This is a genomic window from Halorarius litoreus, from assembly GCF_024362405.1.
In the GTDB taxonomy this organism is placed as follows: Archaea; Halobacteriota; Halobacteria; order Halobacteriales; family Haloarculaceae; genus Halorarius; species Halorarius litoreus.
Genome location: NZ_CP101454.1, coordinates 3342794 through 3365347 on the forward strand (window position 1 = coordinate 3342794; position 22554 = coordinate 3365347).

A 22554-nucleotide genomic window follows, 5' to 3' on the forward strand; every position below is an offset into this window, starting at 1 on the left:
GGAGATGGACTCAGCAGAGCGGTGACTACGGACGAGTTTCACCTCAGCACCGGCGGTCGATCCGCAAGGGAGGTGTGTTGGATTGTTCTACTAGCGGTCTATGAGTCCCAGTACCCGTCTGCGAACGTCATCAGCCGAGTCGAATACCTGGTCTTCGGTTCCGGAGAGTACGCCCTCGAGGGATCTCTCTCCGTCCCGTGTTTCGAGCTCATAATCGCCATAGGCCTCGACCAACTCGTCCGTCGTGACTGGGTAGTCGTGAGATCCGAGTGCTCCATCGAGATCACCAAGCCGCCCGCGGGGGTCATCGCCCACCGGCTCTTTCTCGTCGCCGCGGGTCCGGGCCTCCTCTACCTCACGCTCACGCTGGCGTTCGTCCTCGCGATCCGCCTGGTCGTCTCGTCCCTGTTTATCATCTGCCATACACCACGGTAGGGGACCCAGGCGGATAACGGTAGGGCTGCCTATAAGCGATCCCCCCTCGAACACACCGTACAATCCCCCGCCTCCGTGTCGATCTACGAGCACGACTCCCGACCAGCGACCCCGGCGAAGGGGTATCTGCAGGAGACGCTCGGTGTGTTACCATTAGGACGTTTCTGTCAGCTACTGGTAGTTACGTCAGCCACGTATCTAGAGACGTCCGGTGATCCCGATGACTCAGTACTGGACCTCGCCGACCGTCTCGAGCACGTGCCGGACAACGTTTCGGGTGGTCCCGAGAGTACGTCTGCGTGACGTCGATGCATGACGGCGTCCCGCGACGGTGCGTCCGCAGTAGTCACCCGTACGGCAGGCCCACACATCGTCGTATTCGACCCGTTCGTTCGTCACCAGCACGGACCACGAGGTCCGGACGCTCCGTGACGAGCGAGTGGGCAAACGGGAGACGGGTGCTCGTCTGTCCGTCGATATCGATCCGATTACCCGCCGAGCCACCAGCCATAGAGCTGTGCCTGCTCGTCAGTGTCGGGATGCTTCTTCGAGTCGCCGTAGGTCTTCCCCTTGAGGAGTTGGCGTTCGACCGCGTTCGCGGCGAGTCGAAGCGCGTGAGAGGCACCGTACCCTTCCCCATCGGCGGTGAAGTAGCCGCGGTCGGTGACCAGTCGGATCCGCGCCAGTACCAGTGGAACCCCCCGCGATTGTTCCTTGTGCTCCTGCAGTTCGATACTGGCCTTGATCACACTCATCTCGCCGTACTTCGAGGTCATGTCCTCGATCAGTGTGGAGACGTCGTCGTAGTCCATCCCCTCCAGCAGCTCGAGGCCGACCACCTGCACGGCGTTCCGGTCGTCGCGCTCCCAGGTGAGCGCCTCGAGAACGTCCGTCTTCGTGATGATACCGACCGGCTCACCGGTTTCGTCGGCCGTGACGACGAGCGAGGAGATCTCCCGCTCGAACATCGTTGCGACGACCTCGTTGAGCGGTGCGCTCCGCTCGACCGTCGCGACTGCGTCGGACATCAGGTTCCGTATCGGCAGATCGAGCATTCGGTCGGAATCTCCCTCGCGAGCCCCGAACCCGCCACGATTCTGTCCGCCACCACCGCGGCCGCCGGCGCCACCCGACGACCCGCCCTGGCTCTTGCTGCCGCCCCGCGTCGTGAACTCGATGACGTCGTACAGGCTCAGCATGCCCGCGAGGTCGTCCCCGTCGACGACCGGGAGATGGGTGATTCCGGCCTCTCGAAGCAGATTGAGCGCTTTCCCGATCGTGGTTTCAGGGGTCGCACTGACCAATTCCGCCGTGTACGCGTCGTCGACGGTCGCTGCGTCGAGAAACGGACGGACAGCCTCGAGCACGGCATCGCCAGTCACCACACCGACGACACGGTCATCGCGGAGTACGGGGAGCGTTTTGGCGCCGCTCCCGATCATGAGTCGCGCGACCTCGCGGACGTCCTCGGTGCGGTCGACCGTCGGGACGTTCTGGACCTGTGAGCCGACCTTCGCGGACGGCTGGTTGGACGAGGACGCCAGCTGTCTGCGACTCACGATGCCGCGATACTCGTCGCCGTCCGTTACGATGACGGCATCGAGCTCCTGATTCTCGAACGCCCCGGCGACTTTCGAGAGAGGGGTTCCGATGTCGAACTCGGTGAACTTCGGTGAGAGTATCTCGGAGATATCCATGGGTAACTCTCTAGTGTGAGGGGTGCAGGACGGTTATGCCTGTCCCAGCCCTGATATTTGAGGGAGGGACGCGCGAAGTGATATTTGAGTGTGGTATCTAACTACGTCGGCCATCTGCATTGAGACAGGCAGTCTCAACTACAGCGAGTGCTCGCCACGACTTCTGTTTCGGAGGAAGACATTATGTATCCGGACCAGAATTGAGACACAATGCGGTACGTAGAGGCGGCGCTGCGGCCGGAGCGGGGGTACTTCCATCCGTTCGACGAGCTGTTGCGCGCCGAGCCGGACGTTCGCGAGGAGGCCATCCACCAGATGAACCTGCTCGACGATGGAACCGCGGTCACGCTCTCGGAGTACTCGGGGAGCCGCGAGCGGGTCGAGGAGGTTCTCGACGAGCACTACGACCACGCGATCGCCTACCAGACGTCGACCGTCGGGGACAACACGCTGATGTACGCACACATCGAGCCGTCGGACCTCGTGCAGTCGCTGTTGCAGATTCCTCGCGAGCACGGCGTAGTCATCGACTGGCCGATGACGTTCGGCGAAGACGGTGCGCTCAACGTCACCATCGTGGGCGAGGAGGACGCCATCCGCGAGGTGATGCCCGCCGTCCCCGACGACGTACGATTCAACGTGGCCCGAACGGGGACCTACCGGCCCGCGTCCGAGCGGCTGTTCGCACAGCTCACCGAGCGTCAACAGGAGATTCTCCGGATTGCGGTCCGGATGGGCTACTACGAGGAACCACGCCGAGTCACCTACCAGGACATCGCCTCGGAACTCGACTGTACGGCCACGACCGTCGGCGAACACCTCCGGAAGGTGGAGTCGACGGTGCTCCGCGAGATCACGCCCTAGTCGCTCGCGGCCGGTGCTGCGAACAGCGAGTCGATGACGCTCTCGGCCGCCTCGTCGAGTTCACGCTCGTTGGCTAGCAAGACCGTCTCACTGGGGAACAGCCGTTCGCCAACGTGGAGCCCGTGGTCTCGAGCGGTCGAGCCCGTGACGGTGAGATACACGCCGAGCCCCGCGTCGGCGATGGCTGCCTCCTCCTCGGGTTCGCCGTTCGGGTAGACGAACTCGACGCCGTCGAGCGCGTCCGTGCCGATGACGGCCTCCACCAGTCGCTCGTACCGCGGCGAGATGCACAGCGGCCCCTCGTACTCGGCGACGAACGACCGGTCGAGCGTGTCGGTGTGTATCGACGCGTCGGACCGGACCTCGTGAGTGGCGAGCAGCGTGTGGTGGACCGTGTCGCCGAGACCGTCCACAAGCCGGACGTCGGTGTCGTGTGGGTCGATGCGCTCGTTCACTTCCGCGAGCGATGTCAGGGGGTTCCCCCGGAGTTCGACGACCTCCTCCAACACGAGGTCCGCGCTGTCGAATCCCAGCGCGAACTCGTGTTTCCGCAGGGCGCGAAACGGCTCCTCGCGTCCGACGAGCTGGACGTCCGTCCCGTCGAGCGGAAGCGTGATGGCGTCGAACACCACCCGTCGGGGCATCCCCTCGCGGGCGTCGCGGAGCAGGGTGAACTCCGGATGGTACCGGTCGGTCGCGTCGCTGTAGTGTGCGAGCCGGTCGTACACCGGTCGGTCGGCCTCGACGGTGCCTTTCGTCACCGCCTTCTCGTACTGGAGCGTCGAGATGACGTCGTCGACACGGTCGGCGATCTCGGTCGGCGCGTCGCGGACGAACCGCTCGAGAACGGCTTCGAGCGGGCGTCCCTTGCGCGGGACCGCCACCCTGACGGAGCTCATTATCGAGCGAAGGAAACCGCGGACTAAAACGCGTCCGGTTCCGGCTTACTCGTCGCCGTCGTCGCCGTCCGTGTCGTCACCGCCCGTATCGTCGCCCGGCCCCTGCACCTGCGCGCCGAACACCGACGAGAGCTGTTCGCGCATCTGCGAGAGCGATTCGAGGTCCTCGCGAGCATCGGCGAACTCGTCTTCGAGCGATTCGAGGCGGTCGTCGAGTTCGTCCACGCGGTCGAGCGATTCCTCGACGGACGCCACGTCGGCCTCCAGCTCGTCGATGCTGCCGTGTACCTCGTCGACCTCGGACTCGACGGTGGAGACGTCGCCCTCGACGGTCTCGACTGCCGAGTGGACCGAGGACAGCTCCTCTGTGAGTTCGTCGACCTCGCCGTAGAGGTTCTCGACGTCGCTCTCGACGGTATCGACGGTGTCGACCACCTCGTCGACGTTGCTCTCGACACGCTCGACCGTGTCGTTCATCTCTCCGACATCGCGCTCGACGGTCTCGACACGGTCGGTGAAGCCGTCGACCTCGGTTTCGACCTGCTGCACGCGGTCACGTGCCGCAGCCAACTCTTCCGCGAGGTCGTCGACCTCGTCGTCGACGCGGTCGAGCCCGCCTTCCATCTCTCCGACGCGAGTCACCGCCGAGTCGGCTCGCGACTGGACGCTCGACAGCTGCCGGTCGAGACGCTCGACGCTCCCGGTCACGTCTTCGATGAGTCGCTGGGCGTCGCCGTTCTCGTCGAGGAACTCCTCGAGCGCGCTCGTGTACGCACGGAGGTCGGCCAGTTCGGACTGGAGCTGTTTGATGCGGGCGTCGGTGCTGCCGTCGCTTCCGGTGCCGAGCGCGCGACGCAGCGCGGCGAGGTCGGACTCACTGGCTGTGCCCTCACGGATCTGCTGTGCGAGTACCGCGACTGGATCGCCCGAGTCCACAACGGGGTCGCCCGAGTCCACGTCCGATTCCTCCGGCTCGTCGACTGACTCCTCTGGTTCCGTTTTGTCGGCGGTGTCGGTCGACGCGTCCAGTTCCGGCTCCACGTCGCCACCGTCGTTGGGATCGTTGAGCGTGAGTGGCTCGACCGGGTCGTCGTCTTCAGGGGTCGGCTCGTCCTCAGCCGCCGACTCGGACTCCGCGTCCGCGGCGGCGATGGCGGCCTCGATGTCGTCGCTCGACGGTGGCGACCGGGCGGCAGCGTCGTCGCCGTCGTCTCCGTCGCCACCGATGACCTCGCGTACCACCTGCCCGGCGTCGTCGAGCGATGGGTCGACGTCCGCCAGCGTCGGCTCGGACATGTAGCTCTCGACGTCGTCCGTCTGGCTGGCCCGCAGGCCGTAGACCGTCGTGTACTCCTCGCCGGGCTCGAACGACCGCTCGAAGACGATGTTCCCGTCGTCGACCGACCAGAACTCCGCCCCGTACTTGGGGTGGAAGCCGATGTCCTCGGCGGCGACCTGGTCCGGAACCTCGTCGGTGATACGAACTGTCACCTCTTCATCGCGCTCGGCTCGGATGACGAACGCGATGGCCGGAACCGGGAAGTCGTCCGGCTCGAACGACTTCTCCACCGTCACCCCGTCCCGGGAGACGACCATGCTCACTTCCGCAGGGTCGGCGTTACTCATGTGTGCCAGAGTTCGTCGCACACCGTATAAATCTACGCTCGGCTTCGAGAAAGTTAATCCTACACCGCGGTGCTATCGCCGATTTCGAGGAGTTCGAGCGTTCGGGGGGCGTCGAACGACCGGATGTGCGGCCACACCGCCGTCGGGTCGGCCGTCAGTCCCTTCCACATGTCCCAGTGGCTCGGGAGCAGCCGGTCCATCCCGACCTGCGCGGCGGCCTCCGCGATGTCGTTCTCGTCGGAGTACCACTGCGTGTACGTCGGCTCGCCCGTCTCCTTGTCCGGGATGCGTCCGGAGGAACCGAACGCCAGCACGCCGAGGTCGACGTCGTACTGCTCGCCCACCTGCTCGAACGCCTCGCCAGGGCGGGCGTCCCCCCCGTGGAAGAACGTCCCCGACTCGTGTTCGATGACGTACGAGACCGGATGGGTCGCATCCGGGTCGTTCGCCCCCTCGACGTGAACAGTCAGGGAACCGAGGAACAGCGTGTCGCCCTCCTCGACCTCGTGGAACTGGTCGGGGGAGACGCCGTACTCGCCCTCCCAGTCCTCCTCGGCGACGACAGCCATCGAGTCGTCCGGTGCCACGTAGTCCGCGCCCGTGTTCGCGAGGATGGGGCCCTGCGTCGGCCCGTGGACGTGGTCGGCGTGTTCGTGCGTGGCGAGAATCGCGTCCACGTCCGTGACGTCCTCAGGGTCGAACGGCACCGGAATCATCCGCTTGGTCCGCGGTGGGTCACCGTTCCCGAGATAGGGGTCGATGAGCAGCGTCGTGCCGTCGTCGGCCTTCAGGAAGAAGCCGTTACACCCGAGATACCAGAGGTCGAGTCCGTCGGGGTCGGCCGCCTCGACCGCGCGCGGCAGCCAGTCGCCCCAGTCGGAGCCGGGGAAGTCGTGTGCCATACCGGCAGTCCCACGCCGGAGACCAAAAACGGTCGCCATCTTTTCTTCCGCGGCGCGCGACCACCAGGTGTGAACTCTCGCCGCCGCGACGGCCTCCTCGCAACCGGGGCGCTCGCACTGCTGCTCGTGCTCGCGTGGGCTGCGGGGGCGACACGCGCACTCACGAGGGTCGGGCCGGCTGTGGTCGGTGTTGGTGGCTCGCTCCTGCTGGAGGCCGTCTTCCTCCGCTATCCAGACCGAACGCACGAACTCTGGGAACGCCCACTCGTGCAGGCCGTCGCGTTCGCGCTCGTCGCTGGCATCGGCATCCTCGCGATACAGTCGGGACTCGGCTGGGCCCTCGCCGCGCTCGCGTGGGGTCTCGTCGCGTACCTGCTGCTGCTCGCGATCGTGGTCAGCACCGGAGAAAATCCGCTCGCGACCGTCGTGGGGCGGTGACTACTCCTCGGTGAGCAGTCGCCGCAGGACGTAGTGGAGGATGCCGCCGTGCTCGACGTACGTGACTGCTGCCGGGGTCCCGACCTGCGCGGTAACCGGGAACTCGACGGTAGAGCCGTCGGAACGCTCGGCTACGACCGACAGTTCGTCACGCACCTGCAGGCCGTCGTCGAGCCCGTGAATCTCGAACACCTCGTCACCCTCCAGCCCGAGCGACTCCCAGGAGTCGCCGTCCTCGAACTGCAGCGGGAGGACGCCCATCCCGACGAGGTTGTCGCGGTAGATGCGCTCGTAGCTCTCCGCGATGGTCGCTCTGACTCCCAAGAGGTCGGTCCCCTTCGCCGCCCAGTCACGGCTGGAGCCCGTGCCGAACTCGACCCCGGAGAGGACGAGCAGCGGGATGTCCTCCTCGCGGTAGCGTTCGCTCGCTTCGAACACGGTCGTCTCCTCGCCCGTCGGGTGGTGGATGGTGTAACCACCCTCCACGTCGTCGAGCATCTCGTTCTCGATGCGGACGTTGGCGAACGTCCCGCGCATCATCACCTCGTGGTTCCCCCGTCGAGAGCCGTAGGTGTTGAACTCGTGGGGCTCGACGCCGCGCTCCATGAGCCACTGCCCAGCCGGGAGGTCCGAACTGAACGGCCCGGCCGGCGAGATGTGGTCGGTCGTCACGGTGTCGCCGAGCAGCATCATACAGCGCGCGCCCTCGATGTCTGCGACACCGGGCTTCTCCAGCGGGAAGTCCTTGAAGAACGGCGGCTCGCGGATGTACGTCGACTCCTCGTCCCACTCGTACACGTCGCCGCTCGGCGCTTCGAGCGCCTCCCAGCGCTCGTCGCCCTCGAACACCTCCGCGTACTTCTCGCGGAACATCTCGGGGTCGACGCTGTTCACGATGGTGTCGTGGATCTCGTCGGCGTCGGGCCAGAGGTCCGCGAGGAACACTGGCTCGCCGTCGTCGTCGTAGCCCAGCGGCTCGCGTTCGAGGTCGATGTCCATCCGGCCCGCGAGGCCGTACGCAACGACGAGCGGCGGGCTCGCCAGGTAGTTCGCGCGGACCTTCGGGTGGATGCGCGCCTCGAAGTTCCGGTTCCCAGACAAGACACTCGTCGTCCAGAGATCGTGTTCGTCGATGGCCGTCTCGACCGGTTCGGGGAGTGGGCCGGCGTTCCCGATGCACGTCGTACAGCCGTAGCCGACCACGTCGTACCCGAGGTCTTCGAGGAACGGCAGGAGGCCGGAGGCCTTCAGATACTCCGTGACGACGCGGCTGCCAGGGGCGAGGCTCGTCTTGACGTGCGGTGGGACGTCCAGTCCCTTCTCGACGGCGTTTCGGGCCAGGAGGCCCGCGGCGAGCATCACCGACGGGTTCGACGTGTTCGTACAGGAGGTGATGGCGCTCACGACGACGCTCCCGTGGCCGATTTCGCTCTCGCTACCGTCGGGCATCGTCACGGGGACGCGCTTCGAGAGCTCGCCGAGTTCGGGGTCGGGGCGGTCCGAGGGAGGTCGTTCCGAGTCGGACCCGCCTTCACCGAGCCAGCGGTTCAGCTGCTCCTCGTCGAGTTCGGGCAGGTCGTCTTCCAGTTCGCCGTGGACGAGGCTCCGGAAGTGGCGGCGCATGCCCCCCATCTCGACGCGGTCCTGCGGCCGTTTGGGGCCAGCGAGACTCGGCGTCACGGCGGAGAGGTCGACGTCGACGACCTCGGTGTACTCGGGGTCCTGGTTGCCGAACAGGCCCTGGGCATCCAGATACTCGCGGACGAGTTCGATGTGCTCAGGGCTTCGGCCCGTGAGTTCGAGGTAGTCGAGCGTCGCCTCGTCGACGCCGAACATCGAGATCGTGGAGCCCTGCTCGGGTGCCATGTTCGCGATCGTGGCGCGGTCGGGGACCGTGAGGTTCGCGACGCCGGGGCCGTAGAACTCGACGAACCGGTCGACGACGCCCACCTCACGAAGGTCCTCCGTGATGTGGAGCACGAGGTCGGTCGCGGTCGCGCCCTCGGGGAGTTCACCCGTGAGCCGGACGCCGACGACTTCGGGGAGCTTCATCGTGATTGGCTGGCCGAGCATCGCCGCCTCGGCCTCGATACCGCCGACACCCCAGCCGACGACGCCGATACCGCCGATCATCGGGGTGTGGCTGTCCGTGCCAACCAACGTATCGGGGATGAGCCACTCGTCGCCGCCCTGCTCGCGCGCGTGGACGACCTGCCCGAGGTACTCGAGGTTCACCTGGTGGACGATGCCCGTCCCCGGCGGGACGACGTTGAAGTCCTCGAAGGCGTTCTGCGCCCACTTGAGCGCGCGATACCGCTCGCCGTTGCGCTCGTACTCGAGTTCGACGTTCTTCTCGTAGGCGTCCTCGCTGCCGAAGAAGTCGACCTGCACACTGTGATCGATGACGAGGTCGATGGGGATCTCGGGTTCGACGACCGCCGGGTCGCGGTCGTTGCGCGCGGCCGCCGAGCGGAGCGCCGCGAGGTCCACCACTGCAGGCACGCCGGTGAGGTCCTGCAGTACCACGCGCGAGGGCTTGAACGGGAGTTCGACGTCGGGGACGTCGGGCGCCCACGAGGCGACGTTGCGCACGTCGTCCTCGGTGATGACGTCGCCGTCGACGTTCCGGAGGACGGATTCGAGGAGGACGCGGATGCTGACGGGGAGCGACTGGAGCTCACACAGTCCCTCGTCTTCGAGGGCGGTCAGGTCCGCCATCTTGTAGTCGATACCGTCGACGTCGATGTCGCGGACGGCACCGAACGGGTCGTCTGAAGCCATACCGAACGTTGGAGGTGGGTGGTCTTGAATCGGTCCCCTTCGTCAGTTGTCAGGAACACAGCAGGACAGCGCCGGGGCTGTGTCGGTGCAATGTGGTCGAAAACCGTGAGAATGGAGCGCGGTCAGTCCTGACAGCAGCCGCCGGCCTTCTCGCCGAAGTCGACCGCGAGCGGCGCCGAAATCATCTGATTCAGCTCCTGTAGTTCGAGTTCGAGCTGCGACTGCGCCTGCAGGTACTCGCTCATCTCCGGGAGGTCGTGGAGTTCCTCCTGCGCCACCTGAAGCTGGCGGAGGTCCTTGTTCGAGGCGTCGCCCGACTGCCGGGCCATCATGAACTCCTCGCGGAGCCCCTCGAACTCTCGAATCTTCTCCTGTGCCTCCTCACTCGCCTCGACGGCCGCCTTCGCCTCCTCGAAGCGCTGGTAGGAGTCGAGGTCGGTGATGGCGTCACCGAGTTCGCTCGCGAGTTCGGTCGCGCGTGCGGCGGCCTCCATCTCCGCGTCGGCCTCGGTCGATTCGGTGCTCATTGGCTCCCCTTTGGGCTTCGCCTGCTTTAGGTCTGCCGAATACGGTGGCGAAGCGCGCCCGTTAAACCGCTCGGCCCGATACAGAGACCAATGAGCGAGCAGCGGACCGAGGGCGATTTGCGGAACACCGGGATGGCCCTCAAACACGACCGAACGTGGGACTACGAACTCGACCGCATCGTCGAGGCCGTCGAAGAGCGGAACGCCGAGAAGGTGGGCCTGCAGTTCCCCGAGGGACTCAAGCGCCGTGCGCCGCACGTCGCCGACGACCTCCGCGACCTCCTTCCAGAGGGGGTGCGCGTCCTCATCTCCGGGCAGCCCTGCTACGGCGCGTGCGACCTCGACACCTACATGATGCGCCGGACGGACGTGTTCGTCCACTTCGGCCACTCGCCGATGAAGGACTCGGAGAAGATCATCTACGTCCCCCTCTTCTCGAACGTCGAGGTCGAGCCCATCATGGAGGAGGCGCTCGACGAACTCGAGGTCGGTGACGTGGGGCTGGTGACGACGGCCCAGCACATGAACAAGTTCGACGAGATGCGCGAGTGGCTAGAGGAGCGAGAGTTCACCGTCCACACGCGCCGTGGCGACGACCGCCTCACCCACGAGGGGCAGGTACTCGGCTGCAACTACGCGAGCGCCGACATCGACGCCGACCAGGTGTTGTACGTGGGTGGCGGGAAGTTCCATCCCCTGGGGCTGGCGATGGAGCATCCCGACAAGACCGTCGTCATCGCCGACCCCGTGAACAACGTGGTGACGGTCGCCGATACGGAGAAGTTCCTCAAGCAGCGGTACGGCGCGGTTCACCGCGCGATGGACGCGGAGACGTGGGGCGTCGTCTTCTGCACGAAGATCGGACAGGGTCGCTGGGACGTCGCCAACGACATCGTCGAGAACAACGAGAACGCCTACCTGCTGACGATGGACGAAGTGACGCCCGACCGCCTGACCCAGTTCGGCTTCGACGCCTACGTCAACACCGGGTGCCCGCGAATCACGACCGACGACGGCCCGCAGTTCAAACAGCCGATGCTCACGCCCGGTGAGTACGAGATCGCCATCGGCGAGAAGCCGCTCGACGAACTCTCCTTCGACACGTTCCACGGTACCTGGTAGCGCACCGTTTTACGCCTCCTTTGACACGGCGAACCGCGCACCGCTCGTTGGGGATGCCCCGTTTCCTCCAACCGCCACGCCCGCTAACGAAACGCGAGTCGTAACGACCCAACCGGTTTTATTGCAGTGTGCGAATCGGTGACTATGACCTCGGATTCTGACGACCGTATCGTCGCGTTCTACCGCCGCTACCTCGGCGATCCCGAGCGGGAACTGGACGTGTATCTCGGGTTCGTCCTGTTTATCGGCGGGTTCGCGCTGGGTATCGTGGGACTGCTGCTGTTCGCCGTCGAGCAGGTAACCGCCACCGGGCGGCCGATCTGGTGGCTTCGCGAGATCGCGTTCGTGGTCGGTGCGCTCGGCCTGCCGACGCTGCTGGTGGGCGTGACTGTCTTGCTCCCCGTCGACCGTCGCGCGTCGTACCTCGCGACGCTCGGCCTCACCGTGACCATCGTCGCTGCGGCGTTCTTCGTTACTGTCTACCCGGGACAGTGGAACGTCGACGGGCAGGACCAGAGCCTGCAGGGGGTGCTCATCTACGCCGTCGGGCTGGTGACCGTGCTCGCCTCGACGGGCGCGGCGCTCGTCTCGTATCACGTCGAGCGGACCAAGGGCGTCCCCATGGACGCAGAGGACGAGGCCATCGACGAGGAAGACGAGGAGGCTGTCGCGGCCCGCGCGCGCCGGGACTACGAGGAGGCGATGGCGAACTCGGAGGTGTCGTGGGGCGGCGTCAGGAAGACCGACGTGAGTCGACGGCTCCGTATCCGTGACGACTCCGGGGACATCGACACGTCGGGGTTCGACTCCGTCGCGGCCGAGGAGCGCCGTGACTCGGGCGCGAACGTCGATGCCGCGGTGGCGGGCCTCAAGTCACTTCGGGGTGGAAATCGGCGAGAGGACCGCGCCACGGGCGAGACCACCGACGACCAGGCCGCGGCACTCGCCGCGCTGCGCCAGCAGGAGGAACACACGGAGACGCGACGCCGACAGGAACGGGGCCGACTGGGGGCGCTCGCCGACCGCCTTACCGACGTGTTGAAACGGAATTAAACCACCGGAACACCCTTTATCTTACGTCAGAAATCGAGACTAGAACTCGGACGGAGGTTTATATTCGTGCCATAGTCTCTCAATGACATGGCGCGAGGCATCGACGTCGGCACCATGAACATAGTGTCGGCGGGACAGGACGGGGACGACACGGTGTTCGTCCAGCAACGTAACTCCTTCGTGGAGATCGAATACAGCGACATGGCCGAGCAGATGCTGTCTCGGTCGGACGTGTTGCACATCCGGAAAGGCGACCAGGTGTTCGTGGTGGGCGACGACGCGCTCAACTTCGCGAACATCTTCAACCAGAAGACGCGGCGACCGATGAAAGACGGCATCCTCTCCTCCGAGGAGAGCTCCGCGATTCCGATGATCAAGCTCATCATCGAGCAGGTGCTCGGCGAGCCCGAAACCCCGGACGAACGGGTGTTCTACTCCTCGCCCGCGGACCCCATCGACTCGGAGCTGTCGACGCTGTATCACCAGAAGACGCTCGACTCGTTCCTCGAGGACATGGGCTATAACCCCGAACCCATCAACGAGGGGATGGCGGTCATCTACTCGGAGCTGGCGGACTCGAACTTCACCGGGCTCGGCATCAGCTTCGGCGCGGGCATGACGAACGTCTGTCTGGCGTACTACGCGGTGCCCGTGATGACGTTCTCGGTCGCCCGCGGCGGCGACTGGATCGACGAGCAGACCGCGACGGCGACCGGCGAGTCGGTCGACAAGGTCACCTCCATCAAGGAGGACGACTTCCGGCTCGACTTCACCACCGACGTGGGGGGTGTCGAGGGCGCACTCGCCATCTACTACGACAACCTCCTCGACTACGTCATCGAGCAGATCTCTGCGGAGGTGAACGAGGAGGACGTCGAGGAAGGCCTGGACGTGCCCGTCGTCGTCACGGGTGGCACGTCGAGCCCGGCCGGCTTCGAGAACCTGTTCGAAGAGCGGCTGGCGAACGCCAGCATCCCGTTCAGCATCTCGAACGTGAAGCGGGTCAACAACCCGCTGTACAGCGTGGCCCGCGGGGCGCTCGTCGCAGCCCGCTCTGAGGAAGCGCAGCACGAACACGAAGAGCCGAAGGCGCCGGAGGCCGAGGCCGCGGCCGAAGAAGCAGAGTAAGAACGACCCCTTTTCAGTTCTTTTCGTTGAACCGACGGAGCGCGTCGCTCCACGACTCTACAGGCTGGAGTTCCGAGTGGTGGTCGACCGACACGCCGACGAAGCCACAGCCCTCACAGGCGGCCGTCTCTCGACCCCGATACTCGAACTCGGTCAACAGCGACCCACACCGCGGACAGTCCATACGGGACGTTGCGAGGGCCGTAGCATAAACGCTCAGGCCAGTTCACGAGCCGTCAGTGGCTCGCCGAGAGTATGCATATCGCGCATACACAAATCTATTTGTATGTCTACGAGATATGGGGTACTGATGAGTACCCGTTCGTTCGAGTCGGCTGTCGACTCCTGTCGGCCCGCCGACGCGGAGCCCGTGTCGCTGCCGGCGTCGGCGCTGGAGACGACCGCCCCCGAGTACCTGCGCGACCTGAAGTACGAACTGAGCGCGGCCGGGAAGGTACCGGCCGAGCTCACCCTCACCGTCGCGTTCGACGAGGACTGCTCGTTCGCCACGCAGGGCATCGCCGAGGAGATCCGCGAGTACGTCCGCGCGGCGGCGTTCCTCGGTGCGAGCCGGCTCGCCGTGACCGTCGACACTGTCGCGGACGAGGAGAAGGTCGAGCCCGCGCTCGCGGCCGTCGAAGAGCGTGCCCGACGCGAGGGCGTTACCCTGACCGTCGACGAGCCCGTTTCACACTGATGACCCGCCGGCGGCTCGCCCAGGAGCTCGGGGTCGTCGCTGGATTCGAGAACCCACGGGCACCGCTCGAACAGTACCACACCCCGCCCGATTTAGCTGCTCACATCGTCCACGTCGCCGACCTGCAGGGCGACATCGAGGGGCGGACGGTCGTCGACCTCGGTTCCGGAACCGGGATGCTCGCGCTCGGTGCAGCGCTCAGGGGGCCTGAACGGGTCGTCGGCGTCGAACTCGACCCCGCACCGCTCTCGACCGCCCGCAAGAACGAACGGAAGGTCGCCGCCCGCCCCGACGTGTCGTGGATCCGGGGCGACGCGACCCGCGCACCGCTCTGTCTCGACGACGCGACCGTCCTGATGAACCCACCGTTCGGCGCACAGACCGGCAACGAACACGCCGACCGCGCGTTCCTCCAGACGGCTTCTGCTATCGCCCGTGTCTCCTACTCGGTCCACAACGAGGGGAGCCGCGAGTTCGTGGAGGCGTTCGCCGACGACGAGGGCGGCGAAGTAACCCACGCCTTCGCTGCGGAGTTCGACCTCCCGCGACAGTTCGAGTTCCACGACAGCGAGTCGTCGACCCTCACTGCGGAAGTGTTCCGAATCGTCTGGCGCTAGTTGTACGTCTCCTGTGTCGCCACCCGAACCCGGGTGTCGTTCGCCGTCGCGAACAGCCGTGTCTCGTTGCGGACGAAGGTGAGTCCGCCCGCCGTTCGTGTCTCGTTCACGCCGGGAAGCGGTGAACGGCCAAGCGTCTCGTTCCCGCGGGCGATCACGAGCTCGAACCCGCCGGCGGTGGGCGCGACGCTCACGTTCCGCCCGTCGATGGTCGGCTCCGCGGGTGCCGGCGGGGAGAGGTACGCGAGCTGTCTGTCGTTCTCGGGGCCGCCCTTCTTCAGATACACCTTGTAGGCGGTCGGCCCGCCGACGGTGTTCCAGCCACTCCGGTTGGCGACGACCCGTTCCTCCCAGCCGATACCGCCGACGCGGACGACCTGCCTACCCGAGAACGCGAGTCGGCCCTTGGAGACGGCTTCCCACCAGATGCCGCGCTCCTCGCTCGCGACGATGACACCGCTGGAGGTGACACCCGAGGTGTTGACGATGGGGAGGTCGTACGCGCCGACGTATCGGTCGGGGGTGCCCTCCGCGTAGAGGACCGTGTAGTCACGCGCCTCGATGCTCGTGACGTTGGCGTCCACGGAGGCGTCCTCGATGGTGAGGAGGTTGTACGGGACGGCGACGAGTGCGAGTGCGAACAGCACGGTGACGAGCAGGCCGACGGCGGCCTCCCGGCGCGAGAGGTCGATGGCCCCGACGAGGTCACGGTCGGATGCGCGCGCGGCCGAGACGACGAGTGCGGCGAGCACGAACAGCAACGCGACGCCTCCAGCACGGAACAGCGTGAATTGGCCGCCACCGCGAATCAGGTAGACGGCCCACAGCCCCTTCGCGGCGGCGAAGGCCAGCGCGCCGAACCAGACGCGGCCGGCCGGCGCGACCGAGCCACGGCGCCGGAACAGCAGCACGCCCGCGACGAGTCCCATGAAGAACCCGACGGCGTGGCCCTGGATGGCGACGTTCGCCCACCACGGGGTCGTGAACGCCGGGCCCGCCGACCCCGGGAGGACGGGTGTCTGGAGCGCACGGTAGACGAGGGTGACGAGGTCAGACCCGACGAGCAGGATGACCGTCGCGATGGGGTAGCGGACGACGGAGAACCCTGCGAACGCGAACACGACCCCCGAAAAGCCGATGACGGGACCGAGGCCGAACACGCCGGATAGCACCGCGGCAGCGACACACGCCAGCGGGAACACGGCGATGCGTGCAAACGGATTCTCGGGCAGAGACCGGAACGACTGGCTCCCGCGGCGCGAGGGGAAGTGCCCCCACGCGTACTCCGCAAGCGAGCCGAACACGAGCGTCCCGAGGAGGTTCCCGACGAGGTGGCCCTCCCCCGCGTGGGCGAGTCCAGCGGTGAGGATGCCCGTCGGGTAGAAGTACGACCACGCACGGAACGGGATGACGAGCGGGTTGCGCCAGCCGTCGACCGCGCCCTGGACGAACGCGTAGAACGCGATGACGACCCCGATGGTCAGCAGCGTCCCCCACGGCACGCCCATGACGAAGCGTCGACGGAGCCGGTGGCCCCACCCACCGGCCGGGCGAGCGAGCGCGACGACCACGGCGACCGACAGCAGCCCGGTGAGGACGATGAGGAGCCGATACACCCAGTCGGGAACCAGCATGACCGGAGGAAGGGATGGCGGTGGTTTATATCCCGCTACTCAGGGCTCGACCACGAGCTTCCCGAACGCGTCCCGTTCGGCCATGTCCCGGAACGCCTCGCCCGTCGCATCGAGGTCGTAGGTTCCGCCGACGACCGGCTCGAACGCGCCCGAGGCGGCGAGGTCGACCAGCCGTTCCAGTTCGGGCTGGGTGCCCATCGTACTGCCCACGATTTCCTGATGCTGGAGGAAGAAGGGCGCGGCCGCGGTGTCGACACGCGACCCAGCTGTTCGACCACAGACCACCTGTTTCGCGCCGCGTCGCAACACCTTCGCCGCGACCGCCGTGAACTCGCCGGCCAGATGATTGAGCGCGCCGTCCATCTCCCCGATGGACCGCACCTCGCGGACGATTTCGTCGGTGTCTCCGGAGACGACGACGTGGGGACAGCCGAGTTCGCGCAGGCGTTCGGCCTTGGTCTCGGAGGTGGTCGTGCCGACGGCCTCGAGCCCCAGCACGTCGGCGAGCTGGACTGCGGCGACGCCGACGCCGCCGGTCGCACCCGGCACGAACACCCGGTCGCCCGCCGTCAGGTCGGCCTTCCGGTACATGTGCCACGCCGTGAGGTATGCCGTCGGCAGGCACGCCGCGGTCTGCGCGGAGAGGTCGTCGGGGAGCGGGATGAGCCGGGAGCCGTCGACGAGCGCCTGCTCCGCGAGGCCACCGTGATACAGCATGAACGACTGACAAAGGTTCTCCGGCCCCTCGCGGCAGTACCGACACTCCCCGCAGGTCTGGTTCGGGCAGAGCAGCACGCGGTCACCCTCGGAGACGCTCGCGCCCGCTCCGGTCTCGCGAACGGTGCCAGCGACGTCGAGTCCCGTGACGAACGGAAGCACCCCCTCGTTGACCATCGCGGAGTCGCCCTCCAGGATCCAGAGGTCGTGGCGGTTGATAGAACACGCCTCGACGTCGACGACGGCCTCACCGTCGCCTGGGTCGGGGTCGGCCTGCTCGATGAGTTCGACGCCGTCCGGTCCCGTGAGCGAAGTGAACGCGGCTGCGCGCATGGCCCGGTGGTTCGCCGCCGGGTGCAAATACGTTCGGGCGTCGGCAGCCGGTGAGTCGGCACGTACGACGGTGGTAGTACTGGAGCAGCGAGCATCCGCGCGAACGGTGCGCGGGTCGACCGGAGCGAGAACCGAGAGACGAACGGTGAACGAAGTGAGGGCGGTTCGCGGTGAGCGAACGGAGTGAGCGAAGCCCCTCGCGCAACGGGTGGCGTTACAGCGGTTCCTCGCCGTCGATGATGCGGAGCGCCCGTTTCGCAAGCGCGGGGACGCCGTCGCGCATCTTCGGGTACATTGGGTCGTCTGAGTTCCCCTCGAGGTAGCGCCGGAAGAACATCTCGCCGAGGCCGGCGAGCTTGTAGACGGCGAGCGTCCGGTAGAAGCGGTCGTTGTCGTAGCTGAACCCCGTGAGCTCCTCGTAGCGGTCCACGAGTTCTCGTCGGGTGGAGTAGCCCTCGCGAGTCATGAACGTGTTCGACAGCGAGTCGGTCGAGGCCGGCGGGTCGGGGTCCTTCGGCTCCCACCAGTACGAGAGCATCCAGCCGAGGTCCGTGAGGGGGTCGCCGAGCGTCGACATCTCCCAGTCCATCACGGCGTTGATTTCTGGTGGGGTGCCGGGGGCGTACATCACGTTGTCGAGCTTGTAGTCGCCGTGGATGAGCGTCGCCGGCGGGTCCTCGGGGACGTTGTTCTGGAGCCACTCCATCACCTCGTACAGTTCGGGCACCTCGCGCTCCTCGGTCGTCACCGAGAACGCCCACGTGAGCTGTTCGGACCACCGGCGGACCTGCCGTTCGGTGAATCCCGGGGGATAGCCGAAGTCGCCGTGTTCGAGCCCGACCGCGTCGTAGTCCACCTGGTGGATGTGTGCGAGCGTCTCGACGAGCTCCATGCCGACGCCCTTGCGCATCTCGGGCGTGGCGAACCGCTCGGGCTCGTCGTAGCGGAGCACGTCACCCTCGGCCTTCTTCATGACGTAGAAGTCCGACCCGAGGACGTCGTGGTCTTCGCAGGCGAGGACGGTCGTCGGCACCGGCACGTCGGTGTCCTGCAGCGCGTGGACGACACGGTACTCCCGGAGCACGTCGTGGGCGTTCTCGGCGACCTCGCCCGGTGGGGGTCGCCGAATGACGAGCTCCTCGTCGCCCCACGTCACGAACAGCGTCTCGTTGGAGTGTCCCTCCTTGTGGTGGCGCACCTCGTACGTCTCGGCCGGGCCGAGCTCTCCTTCGAGATACGAGGCCAGGGCGTCCTGGTCGACGATGCGGGCGAAGTACTCCTCGCTCGACTCGGTCATACGACCACCGTCACTAACATTGTAAGGGTCTGTTACCCCCATGGGAACCTATACTTAGGGTTTGTTGTCGGATTAACGAGACATTTTGTGCCGATTGTTTTACAATGGTGTGCGATAAGGCGTTGGCATGGAGTACCACGACTCCGAGAGAGCGAGGGAGCTTGCACGCCGTGCCGAAGCGTTCATGGACGAGGTCGTCATCCCGGCCGAGCGCGAGCAGTTGGGACAGGGCCCGCCAAGCGAGTCGCTCATCGAGGAACTTCGCCAGGAGGCACGCGAGCGGGAGATTTACTGCCCGCAGATCGGCGAGGAGTGGGGCGGGATGGGCGAGGACTTCCGCGACGTCCTCCCGCTGTTCGAGCAGGCTGGCCGTTCGCTACTGGGCGCGACGGCGATGCGCGTCGACGCGCCGGACGAGGGGAACATGCACACCATCGAACTGGTCGGGAGCGACCTCCAGAAGGAGGAGTGGCTGAAGCCGCTCGTCGCCGGCGAGATTCGCTCCGGCTTCTCGATGACTGAGCCGCAGGACGGCGCCGGTTCGGACCCGAAGATGATGAAGACCACGGCCGAGAAGGACGGCGACGAGTGGGTCATCAACGGCCACAAGTGGTGGACGACGCAGGGGAGCCACGCCGACGTGCTCATCGTGATGGCGGTGACCGACCCCGACGCCCACCCTTACGAAGGCGCGTCGATGATTCTCGTCCCGGTCGACGCCGACGGCGTCACCATCGAGCGGGACATCCCGCATCTCGGTCCCGACATGGACGGCCACGGCCACGCCGAAATCACCTACGACAACGTCCGCGTCCCCGAGGAGAACCTCCTGGGGGCGGAGAACGCCGGCTTCGCCATCGCCCAGCAGCGACTCGGCCCCGCTCGACTCACGCACTGCATGCGCTTCTCGGGGATGGCCCAACGCTCGCTCGAAATCGCGAAGGCGTACATCGACGGCCGCGACGCCTTCGGCTCGAAGCTCTCGGAGAAGCAGTCGCTTCGCTACCGCATCGCGGACGCCGAAACCCAACTGCACGCCGCGCGCTGTATGGTTCGGCACGCCGCGCAGGAGATCGCGGATGGCGAGCAGGCACGGATTCCGGTGTCGATGAGCAAGGTGTTCACGGCGAACGTCTGTCAGGACGCCATCGACCTGTCGCTTCAAGCGTGTGGCGGCACGGGCATCTCGCGCGACATCCCCATCGCGGACTTCTACGAGGCGGTCCGCGCGTTCCGCATCGTCGACGGCGCCGACGAGGTCCACAACCGCGTCATCGCTCGCGACGCCTTCTCCGACCTCGACCACTCCGAGGTCGAACACGTTACCAGGTTCTAGAACCCGCGTGCTCCGGGGTACGATGGGCCCTCGGGCCTCGTCGTGACCTCCCTCGCTCCATGCGTGGCGGACGACTGCGCAGCGACCCGGACGCTTTTGCGACTCTGTGTCGTGGTACAGCTATGGACGAGCAGGAACTCGAGTTTGCGGCGGGGGCTATCCGCGATGCCGACAGCGTGGTCGCGCTCACCGGCGCCGGGGTGTCGACCGCCTCGGGCGTCCCGGACTTCCGCAGCGACGGGGGCATCTGGGACCGGTTCGACCCACAGGACTTCCACATCTCACGGTTCGACACCGACCCCGAGGGGTTCTGGCGCGAGCGCGTCGAGATGGTCGAGGAAGTGTACGGCGGCGACGTTGAGCCGAACGCCGCCCACGAGGCGCTGGCGACGCTCGAATCGGGGGGGAACCTCGACGGACTCATCACGCAGAACGTCGACGGCCTCCATCAGCAGGCGGGCAGCGAGGACCCGGTCGAGGTGCACGGCAACGGGAAACGAGTCGTCTGTCGGTCCTGTGACCGCCGGTTCGACGCCGACCCGGTGTACGAGCGCGTTCGCGACGGGGCAGTCCCACCGACGTGTGAGCACTGCGACGACCCCCTCAAGCCGGACGTGGTACTGTTCGGCGAACAGCTCTCGGAGCACGCGCTGTTCCGCGCCCAGTCGCTCGCCGAGCAGGCGGACACGTTCATCGTCGCTGGCTCCTCGCTCACGGTTCAGCCGGCCGCGTCGTTCCCCCGCGTGGCTGCCAGCAGCGGCGCGACGCTCGTGCTCGTCAACCTCGAGTCGACACCGCTGTCTGGCCGGGCCGAATACGATTTCCGGGCAGACGTGACCGACGTGCTCCCCGAGCTGGCGGCCCGTGTCCCGGCCGGGCCGTAGGTAGCTTTTTGCTGGCTCCACGATTGGTGGCAGATACCATGGTACACTACCGAGTCGTCGACACCGACGACGTCGACGAGACGGATCTCTCCACCATCGAAGCCATCCCGCCGAACCTCAACATCCGCGCCATCGACGACGCGCTCGGAACCCAGGAGATCGGCGTGAAGCTCTGGTACTTCGAACCGGGCGAGGAGATCCAGTACCACGCACACAGCGAGCAGGAGGAGCTCTACTACGTCATCGAAGGCGAGTTCTCACTGAAGCTCGGCAAATCCGGCGAGGAGGAGTACGTCGAAGCTGGGCCGGGGACGTTCTGGGTCGCCGGTCCCGAAACCGGCCACGGCCACCGCTACGTCGGCGAGAACCGTGGCGTGGTGCTGGCGCTGGGCGCCCCGCGGGTCGACGACCCCGGGCTCGACCCCCACTCGCTCGACCACGACGACGAGTAGGACTCAGGCGGGCGACTCGACTTCGTCCGGTGAGTCGGCGTCGCCGTAGGTCGTCTGCAAGTACTCGATGATGCGGGCGCTCTGGCTCATCGTGACGCCGTACTCGTCGTCGACGATGACCGGGACCTGTCGCTGCCCGGAGACGCGCTCGACGATGTTCCGCTTGGAGTGGAGTCCTTCGACCCACACCGAGTCGTACGCCAGGTCGAGGTTTTCGAGCTCGTCGACGACGAACTCGCAGTACGGACAGCCTTCGAGGCGGTAGAGCGTGAGAGCCATACCGACCACTCGGGGGCTCGACGCATAACTCCGACGGCGAACAGCTTTTCTCGCGGGCGCATCACCATCCACCATGCTACCGAGCGAGGGCGAGGTCGCCCCTGATTTCGAGGCGCTGTACTGCGACGGTGAGGCCTTTCGGAGACGGGCCCTCTCGGAGACGCTAACCGAACGCGGTGGCGTCGTCGTGTTCTTCGGCTTCGTGTTCAACGCCATCGGCGAGAACTGGTGGAAGCGCTACAAGCGCGCTGGCTGGGGTGACTTCGACGTTCCCGTCCTGGGTGTCGGCCGCGACGGCCCCTACTCGATGAACGAGTTCATCCGGCAGAAGGACCTCCCGTTCGGGTTCTTCGCCGACGTCGAAGGGACGGTCGCCGACGAGTACGACCTACTGGTCGAGCGTGACGGGATGGCCGGTGTCCGAACCGCGAAGCGGGCAGTGTTCGTCTTCAACGGCGACCGCGAAGTCCAGCACCGCTGGACGAGCGACGACTGGATCCACCCCGTTCCGAGAGAGGAGATCGAGGGAGCGGTCAGCGACCTCTAATCCAGTCCCCGATAGACCGACTCGGTCAACCGCTCGACGCTGAAGGCACGTTCACCGTTTGCGTACGTCGAAAGCGGCGGTGGCTCGGCGTAGCGGTACACCTCGACCCGCAGCCGGTCGCTCTCGAAGCCACGGCTCGTCGCCGGGAGGAACGTCACCACGTCCACGACCGGCGTCGCCGTCCAGTCCGTCGCCGCCAGGTCGGCCCGCACGTTCGGGCCCCAGGTGCCGGTCGGTTCGACGAATCGCCCGCGTGGCATGGTGGCCGCTTCGTGGTCGAGCAGGAAAG

General features: G+C 66.3%; 24 protein-coding genes. 11 read left to right on the forward strand and 13 right to left on the reverse strand.

The annotated features are described in order from the left end of the window. Positions 1-90: 90 nt before the first annotated feature. Together NL126_RS17700 and NL126_RS17705 are read right to left on the reverse strand one after the other, a co-directional pair. The gene (locus NL126_RS17700; RefSeq protein ID WP_255196205.1) at positions 91-423 is read right to left on the reverse strand and encodes a DUF5789 family protein; all 333 of its coding nucleotides are present in this window, start codon (positions 421-423) and stop codon (positions 91-93) included. A gap of 500 nt (positions 424-923) precedes the next feature. Further along, positions 924-2132, reverse strand: coding sequence for a CBS domain-containing protein (locus tag NL126_RS17705; RefSeq protein WP_255196206.1), 1209 nt, complete (start codon positions 2130-2132; stop codon positions 924-926). 210 nt (positions 2133-2342) lie between these two features. Here NL126_RS17705 and NL126_RS17710 point away from each other — a divergent pair, with 210 nt between their 5' ends. Continuing rightward, entirely contained in the window at positions 2343-2996 is a 654-nt protein-coding gene (locus NL126_RS17710) for a helix-turn-helix domain-containing protein (RefSeq protein ID WP_255196207.1), read from the forward strand. Here the strand turns inward: NL126_RS17710 and NL126_RS17715 are convergent. From NL126_RS17715 to NL126_RS17725, 3 genes are read right to left on the reverse strand one after another with little or no spacing between them, the layout of a single operon-like run. After that, the gene (locus tag NL126_RS17715; RefSeq protein WP_350355509.1) at positions 2993-3898 is read right to left on the reverse strand and encodes a phosphoribosyltransferase HisG-related protein; all 906 of its coding nucleotides are present in this window, start codon (positions 3896-3898) and stop codon (positions 2993-2995) included. The two genes, NL126_RS17710 and NL126_RS17715, sit on opposite strands and share 4 nt — an antisense overlap. A gap of 42 nt (positions 3899-3940) precedes the next feature. Continuing rightward, positions 3941-5521, reverse strand: a complete 1581-nt coding sequence (locus tag NL126_RS17720; protein ID WP_255196209.1) for an AAA family ATPase — start codon at positions 5519-5521, stop codon at positions 3941-3943. Between the two features lie 59 nt (positions 5522-5580). Then, a complete protein-coding gene (locus NL126_RS17725) occupies positions 5581-6423 on the reverse strand; it encodes an MBL fold metallo-hydrolase (RefSeq protein WP_255196210.1) in 843 nt (280 codons plus the stop codon). A 69-nt stretch (positions 6424-6492) separates the two neighbouring features. Here NL126_RS17725 and NL126_RS17730 point away from each other — a divergent pair, with 69 nt between their 5' ends. Then, positions 6493-6861, forward strand: coding sequence for a hypothetical protein (locus tag NL126_RS17730; protein ID WP_255196211.1), 369 nt, complete (start codon positions 6493-6495; stop codon positions 6859-6861). Here the strand turns inward: NL126_RS17730 and acnA are convergent, their stop codons facing one another. Together acnA and NL126_RS17740 are read right to left on the reverse strand one after the other, a co-directional pair. Further along, entirely contained in the window at positions 6862-9642 is a 2781-nt protein-coding gene (gene acnA / locus NL126_RS17735) for an aconitate hydratase AcnA (RefSeq protein WP_255196212.1), read from the reverse strand. It abuts the gene before it with no gap. A gap of 122 nt (positions 9643-9764) precedes the next feature. Beyond that, a complete protein-coding gene (locus NL126_RS17740) occupies positions 9765-10169 on the reverse strand; it encodes a YlbF/YmcA family competence regulator (RefSeq protein ID WP_255196213.1) in 405 nt (134 codons plus the stop codon). 90 nt (positions 10170-10259) lie between these two features. On the opposite strand from NL126_RS17740, the gene dph2 reads away from it, so the two are divergent. The 3 genes from dph2 to NL126_RS17755 all read left to right on the forward strand — a co-directional run bounded on the left by dph2 (position 10260) and on the right by NL126_RS17755 (position 13472). After that, positions 10260-11291: a diphthamide biosynthesis enzyme Dph2 gene (gene dph2, locus NL126_RS17745; RefSeq protein WP_255196214.1), complete on the forward strand. Its 1032-nt coding sequence runs from the start codon at positions 10260-10262 to the stop codon at positions 11289-11291. Positions 11292-11435: 144 nt separating this feature from the next. Further along, positions 11436-12344, forward strand: a complete 909-nt coding sequence (locus NL126_RS17750; protein ID WP_255196215.1) for a cell division protein CdpA domain-containing protein — start codon at positions 11436-11438, stop codon at positions 12342-12344. Positions 12345-12431: 87 nt separating this feature from the next. Further along, positions 12432-13472: a cell division protein FtsA gene (locus tag NL126_RS17755; RefSeq protein WP_255196216.1), complete on the forward strand. Its 1041-nt coding sequence runs from the start codon at positions 12432-12434 to the stop codon at positions 13470-13472. A gap of 13 nt (positions 13473-13485) precedes the next feature. Here NL126_RS17755 and NL126_RS17760 read toward each other — a convergent pair whose 3' ends face one another. Beyond that, a complete protein-coding gene (locus tag NL126_RS17760; protein ID WP_255196217.1) occupies positions 13486-13656 on the reverse strand; it encodes a hypothetical protein in 171 nt (56 codons plus the stop codon). 126 nt (positions 13657-13782) lie between these two features. On the opposite strand from NL126_RS17760, the gene NL126_RS17765 reads away from it, so the two are divergent. Together NL126_RS17765 and NL126_RS17770 are read left to right on the forward strand one after the other, a co-directional pair. Then, positions 13783-14169 (forward strand): DUF7961 family protein, encoded by a 387-nt coding sequence (locus NL126_RS17765; RefSeq protein WP_255196218.1) that lies wholly within the window; start codon positions 13783-13785, stop codon positions 14167-14169. Continuing rightward, positions 14169-14786 (forward strand): METTL5 family protein, encoded by a 618-nt coding sequence (locus NL126_RS17770; protein WP_434084154.1) that lies wholly within the window; start codon positions 14169-14171, stop codon positions 14784-14786. Before NL126_RS17765 ends, NL126_RS17770 begins: the two co-directional genes overlap by 1 nt. On the opposite strand, the gene NL126_RS17775 is transcribed toward NL126_RS17770, so the two are convergent. The 3 genes from NL126_RS17775 to NL126_RS17785 all read right to left on the reverse strand — a co-directional run bounded on the left by NL126_RS17775 (position 14783) and on the right by NL126_RS17785 (position 18767). Next, positions 14783-16420, reverse strand: coding sequence for a rhomboid family intramembrane serine protease (locus tag NL126_RS17775; RefSeq protein WP_255196219.1), 1638 nt, complete (start codon positions 16418-16420; stop codon positions 14783-14785). The genes NL126_RS17770 and NL126_RS17775 overlap by 4 nt on opposite strands. 39 nt (positions 16421-16459) lie before the next feature. Beyond that, positions 16460-17470, reverse strand: a complete 1011-nt coding sequence (locus NL126_RS17780) for a quinone oxidoreductase family protein (protein WP_255196220.1) — start codon at positions 17468-17470, stop codon at positions 16460-16462. 214 nt (positions 17471-17684) lie between these two features. Beyond that, complete coding sequence (locus NL126_RS17785) at positions 17685-18767, reverse strand: phosphotransferase family protein (RefSeq protein ID WP_255196221.1); 1083 nt, start codon at positions 18765-18767, stop codon at positions 17685-17687. A gap of 127 nt (positions 18768-18894) precedes the next feature. Between NL126_RS17785 and NL126_RS17790 the strand changes: the two genes are divergently transcribed. The 3 genes from NL126_RS17790 (at position 18895) to NL126_RS17800 (ending at position 21439) form a co-directional block, all read left to right on the forward strand. After that, on the forward strand, positions 18895-20103 hold the full coding sequence (locus NL126_RS17790) for an acyl-CoA dehydrogenase family protein (protein ID WP_255196222.1): 1209 nt from the start codon (positions 18895-18897) through the stop codon (positions 20101-20103). Between the two features lie 122 nt (positions 20104-20225). Further along, a complete protein-coding gene (locus NL126_RS17795; protein WP_255196223.1) occupies positions 20226-20987 on the forward strand; it encodes an SIR2 family NAD-dependent protein deacylase in 762 nt (253 codons plus the stop codon). Between the two features lie 38 nt (positions 20988-21025). Beyond that, on the forward strand, positions 21026-21439 hold the full coding sequence (locus NL126_RS17800) for a cupin domain-containing protein (protein ID WP_255196224.1): 414 nt from the start codon (positions 21026-21028) through the stop codon (positions 21437-21439). A 3-nt stretch (positions 21440-21442) separates the two neighbouring features. Here NL126_RS17800 and NL126_RS17805 read toward each other — a convergent pair whose 3' ends face one another. Further along, entirely contained in the window at positions 21443-21718 is a 276-nt protein-coding gene (locus NL126_RS17805; protein WP_255196225.1) for a glutaredoxin family protein, read from the reverse strand. A 73-nt stretch (positions 21719-21791) separates the two neighbouring features. Between NL126_RS17805 and NL126_RS17810 the strand changes: the two genes are divergently transcribed. Next, positions 21792-22265: a redoxin domain-containing protein gene (locus NL126_RS17810; RefSeq protein WP_255196226.1), complete on the forward strand. Its 474-nt coding sequence runs from the start codon at positions 21792-21794 to the stop codon at positions 22263-22265. Here the strand turns inward: NL126_RS17810 and NL126_RS17815 are convergent. Continuing rightward, the gene (locus NL126_RS17815; RefSeq protein WP_255196227.1) at positions 22262-22525 is read right to left on the reverse strand and encodes a hypothetical protein; all 264 of its coding nucleotides are present in this window, start codon (positions 22523-22525) and stop codon (positions 22262-22264) included. The genes NL126_RS17810 and NL126_RS17815 overlap by 4 nt on opposite strands. Positions 22526-22554: the final 29 nt, after the last annotated feature.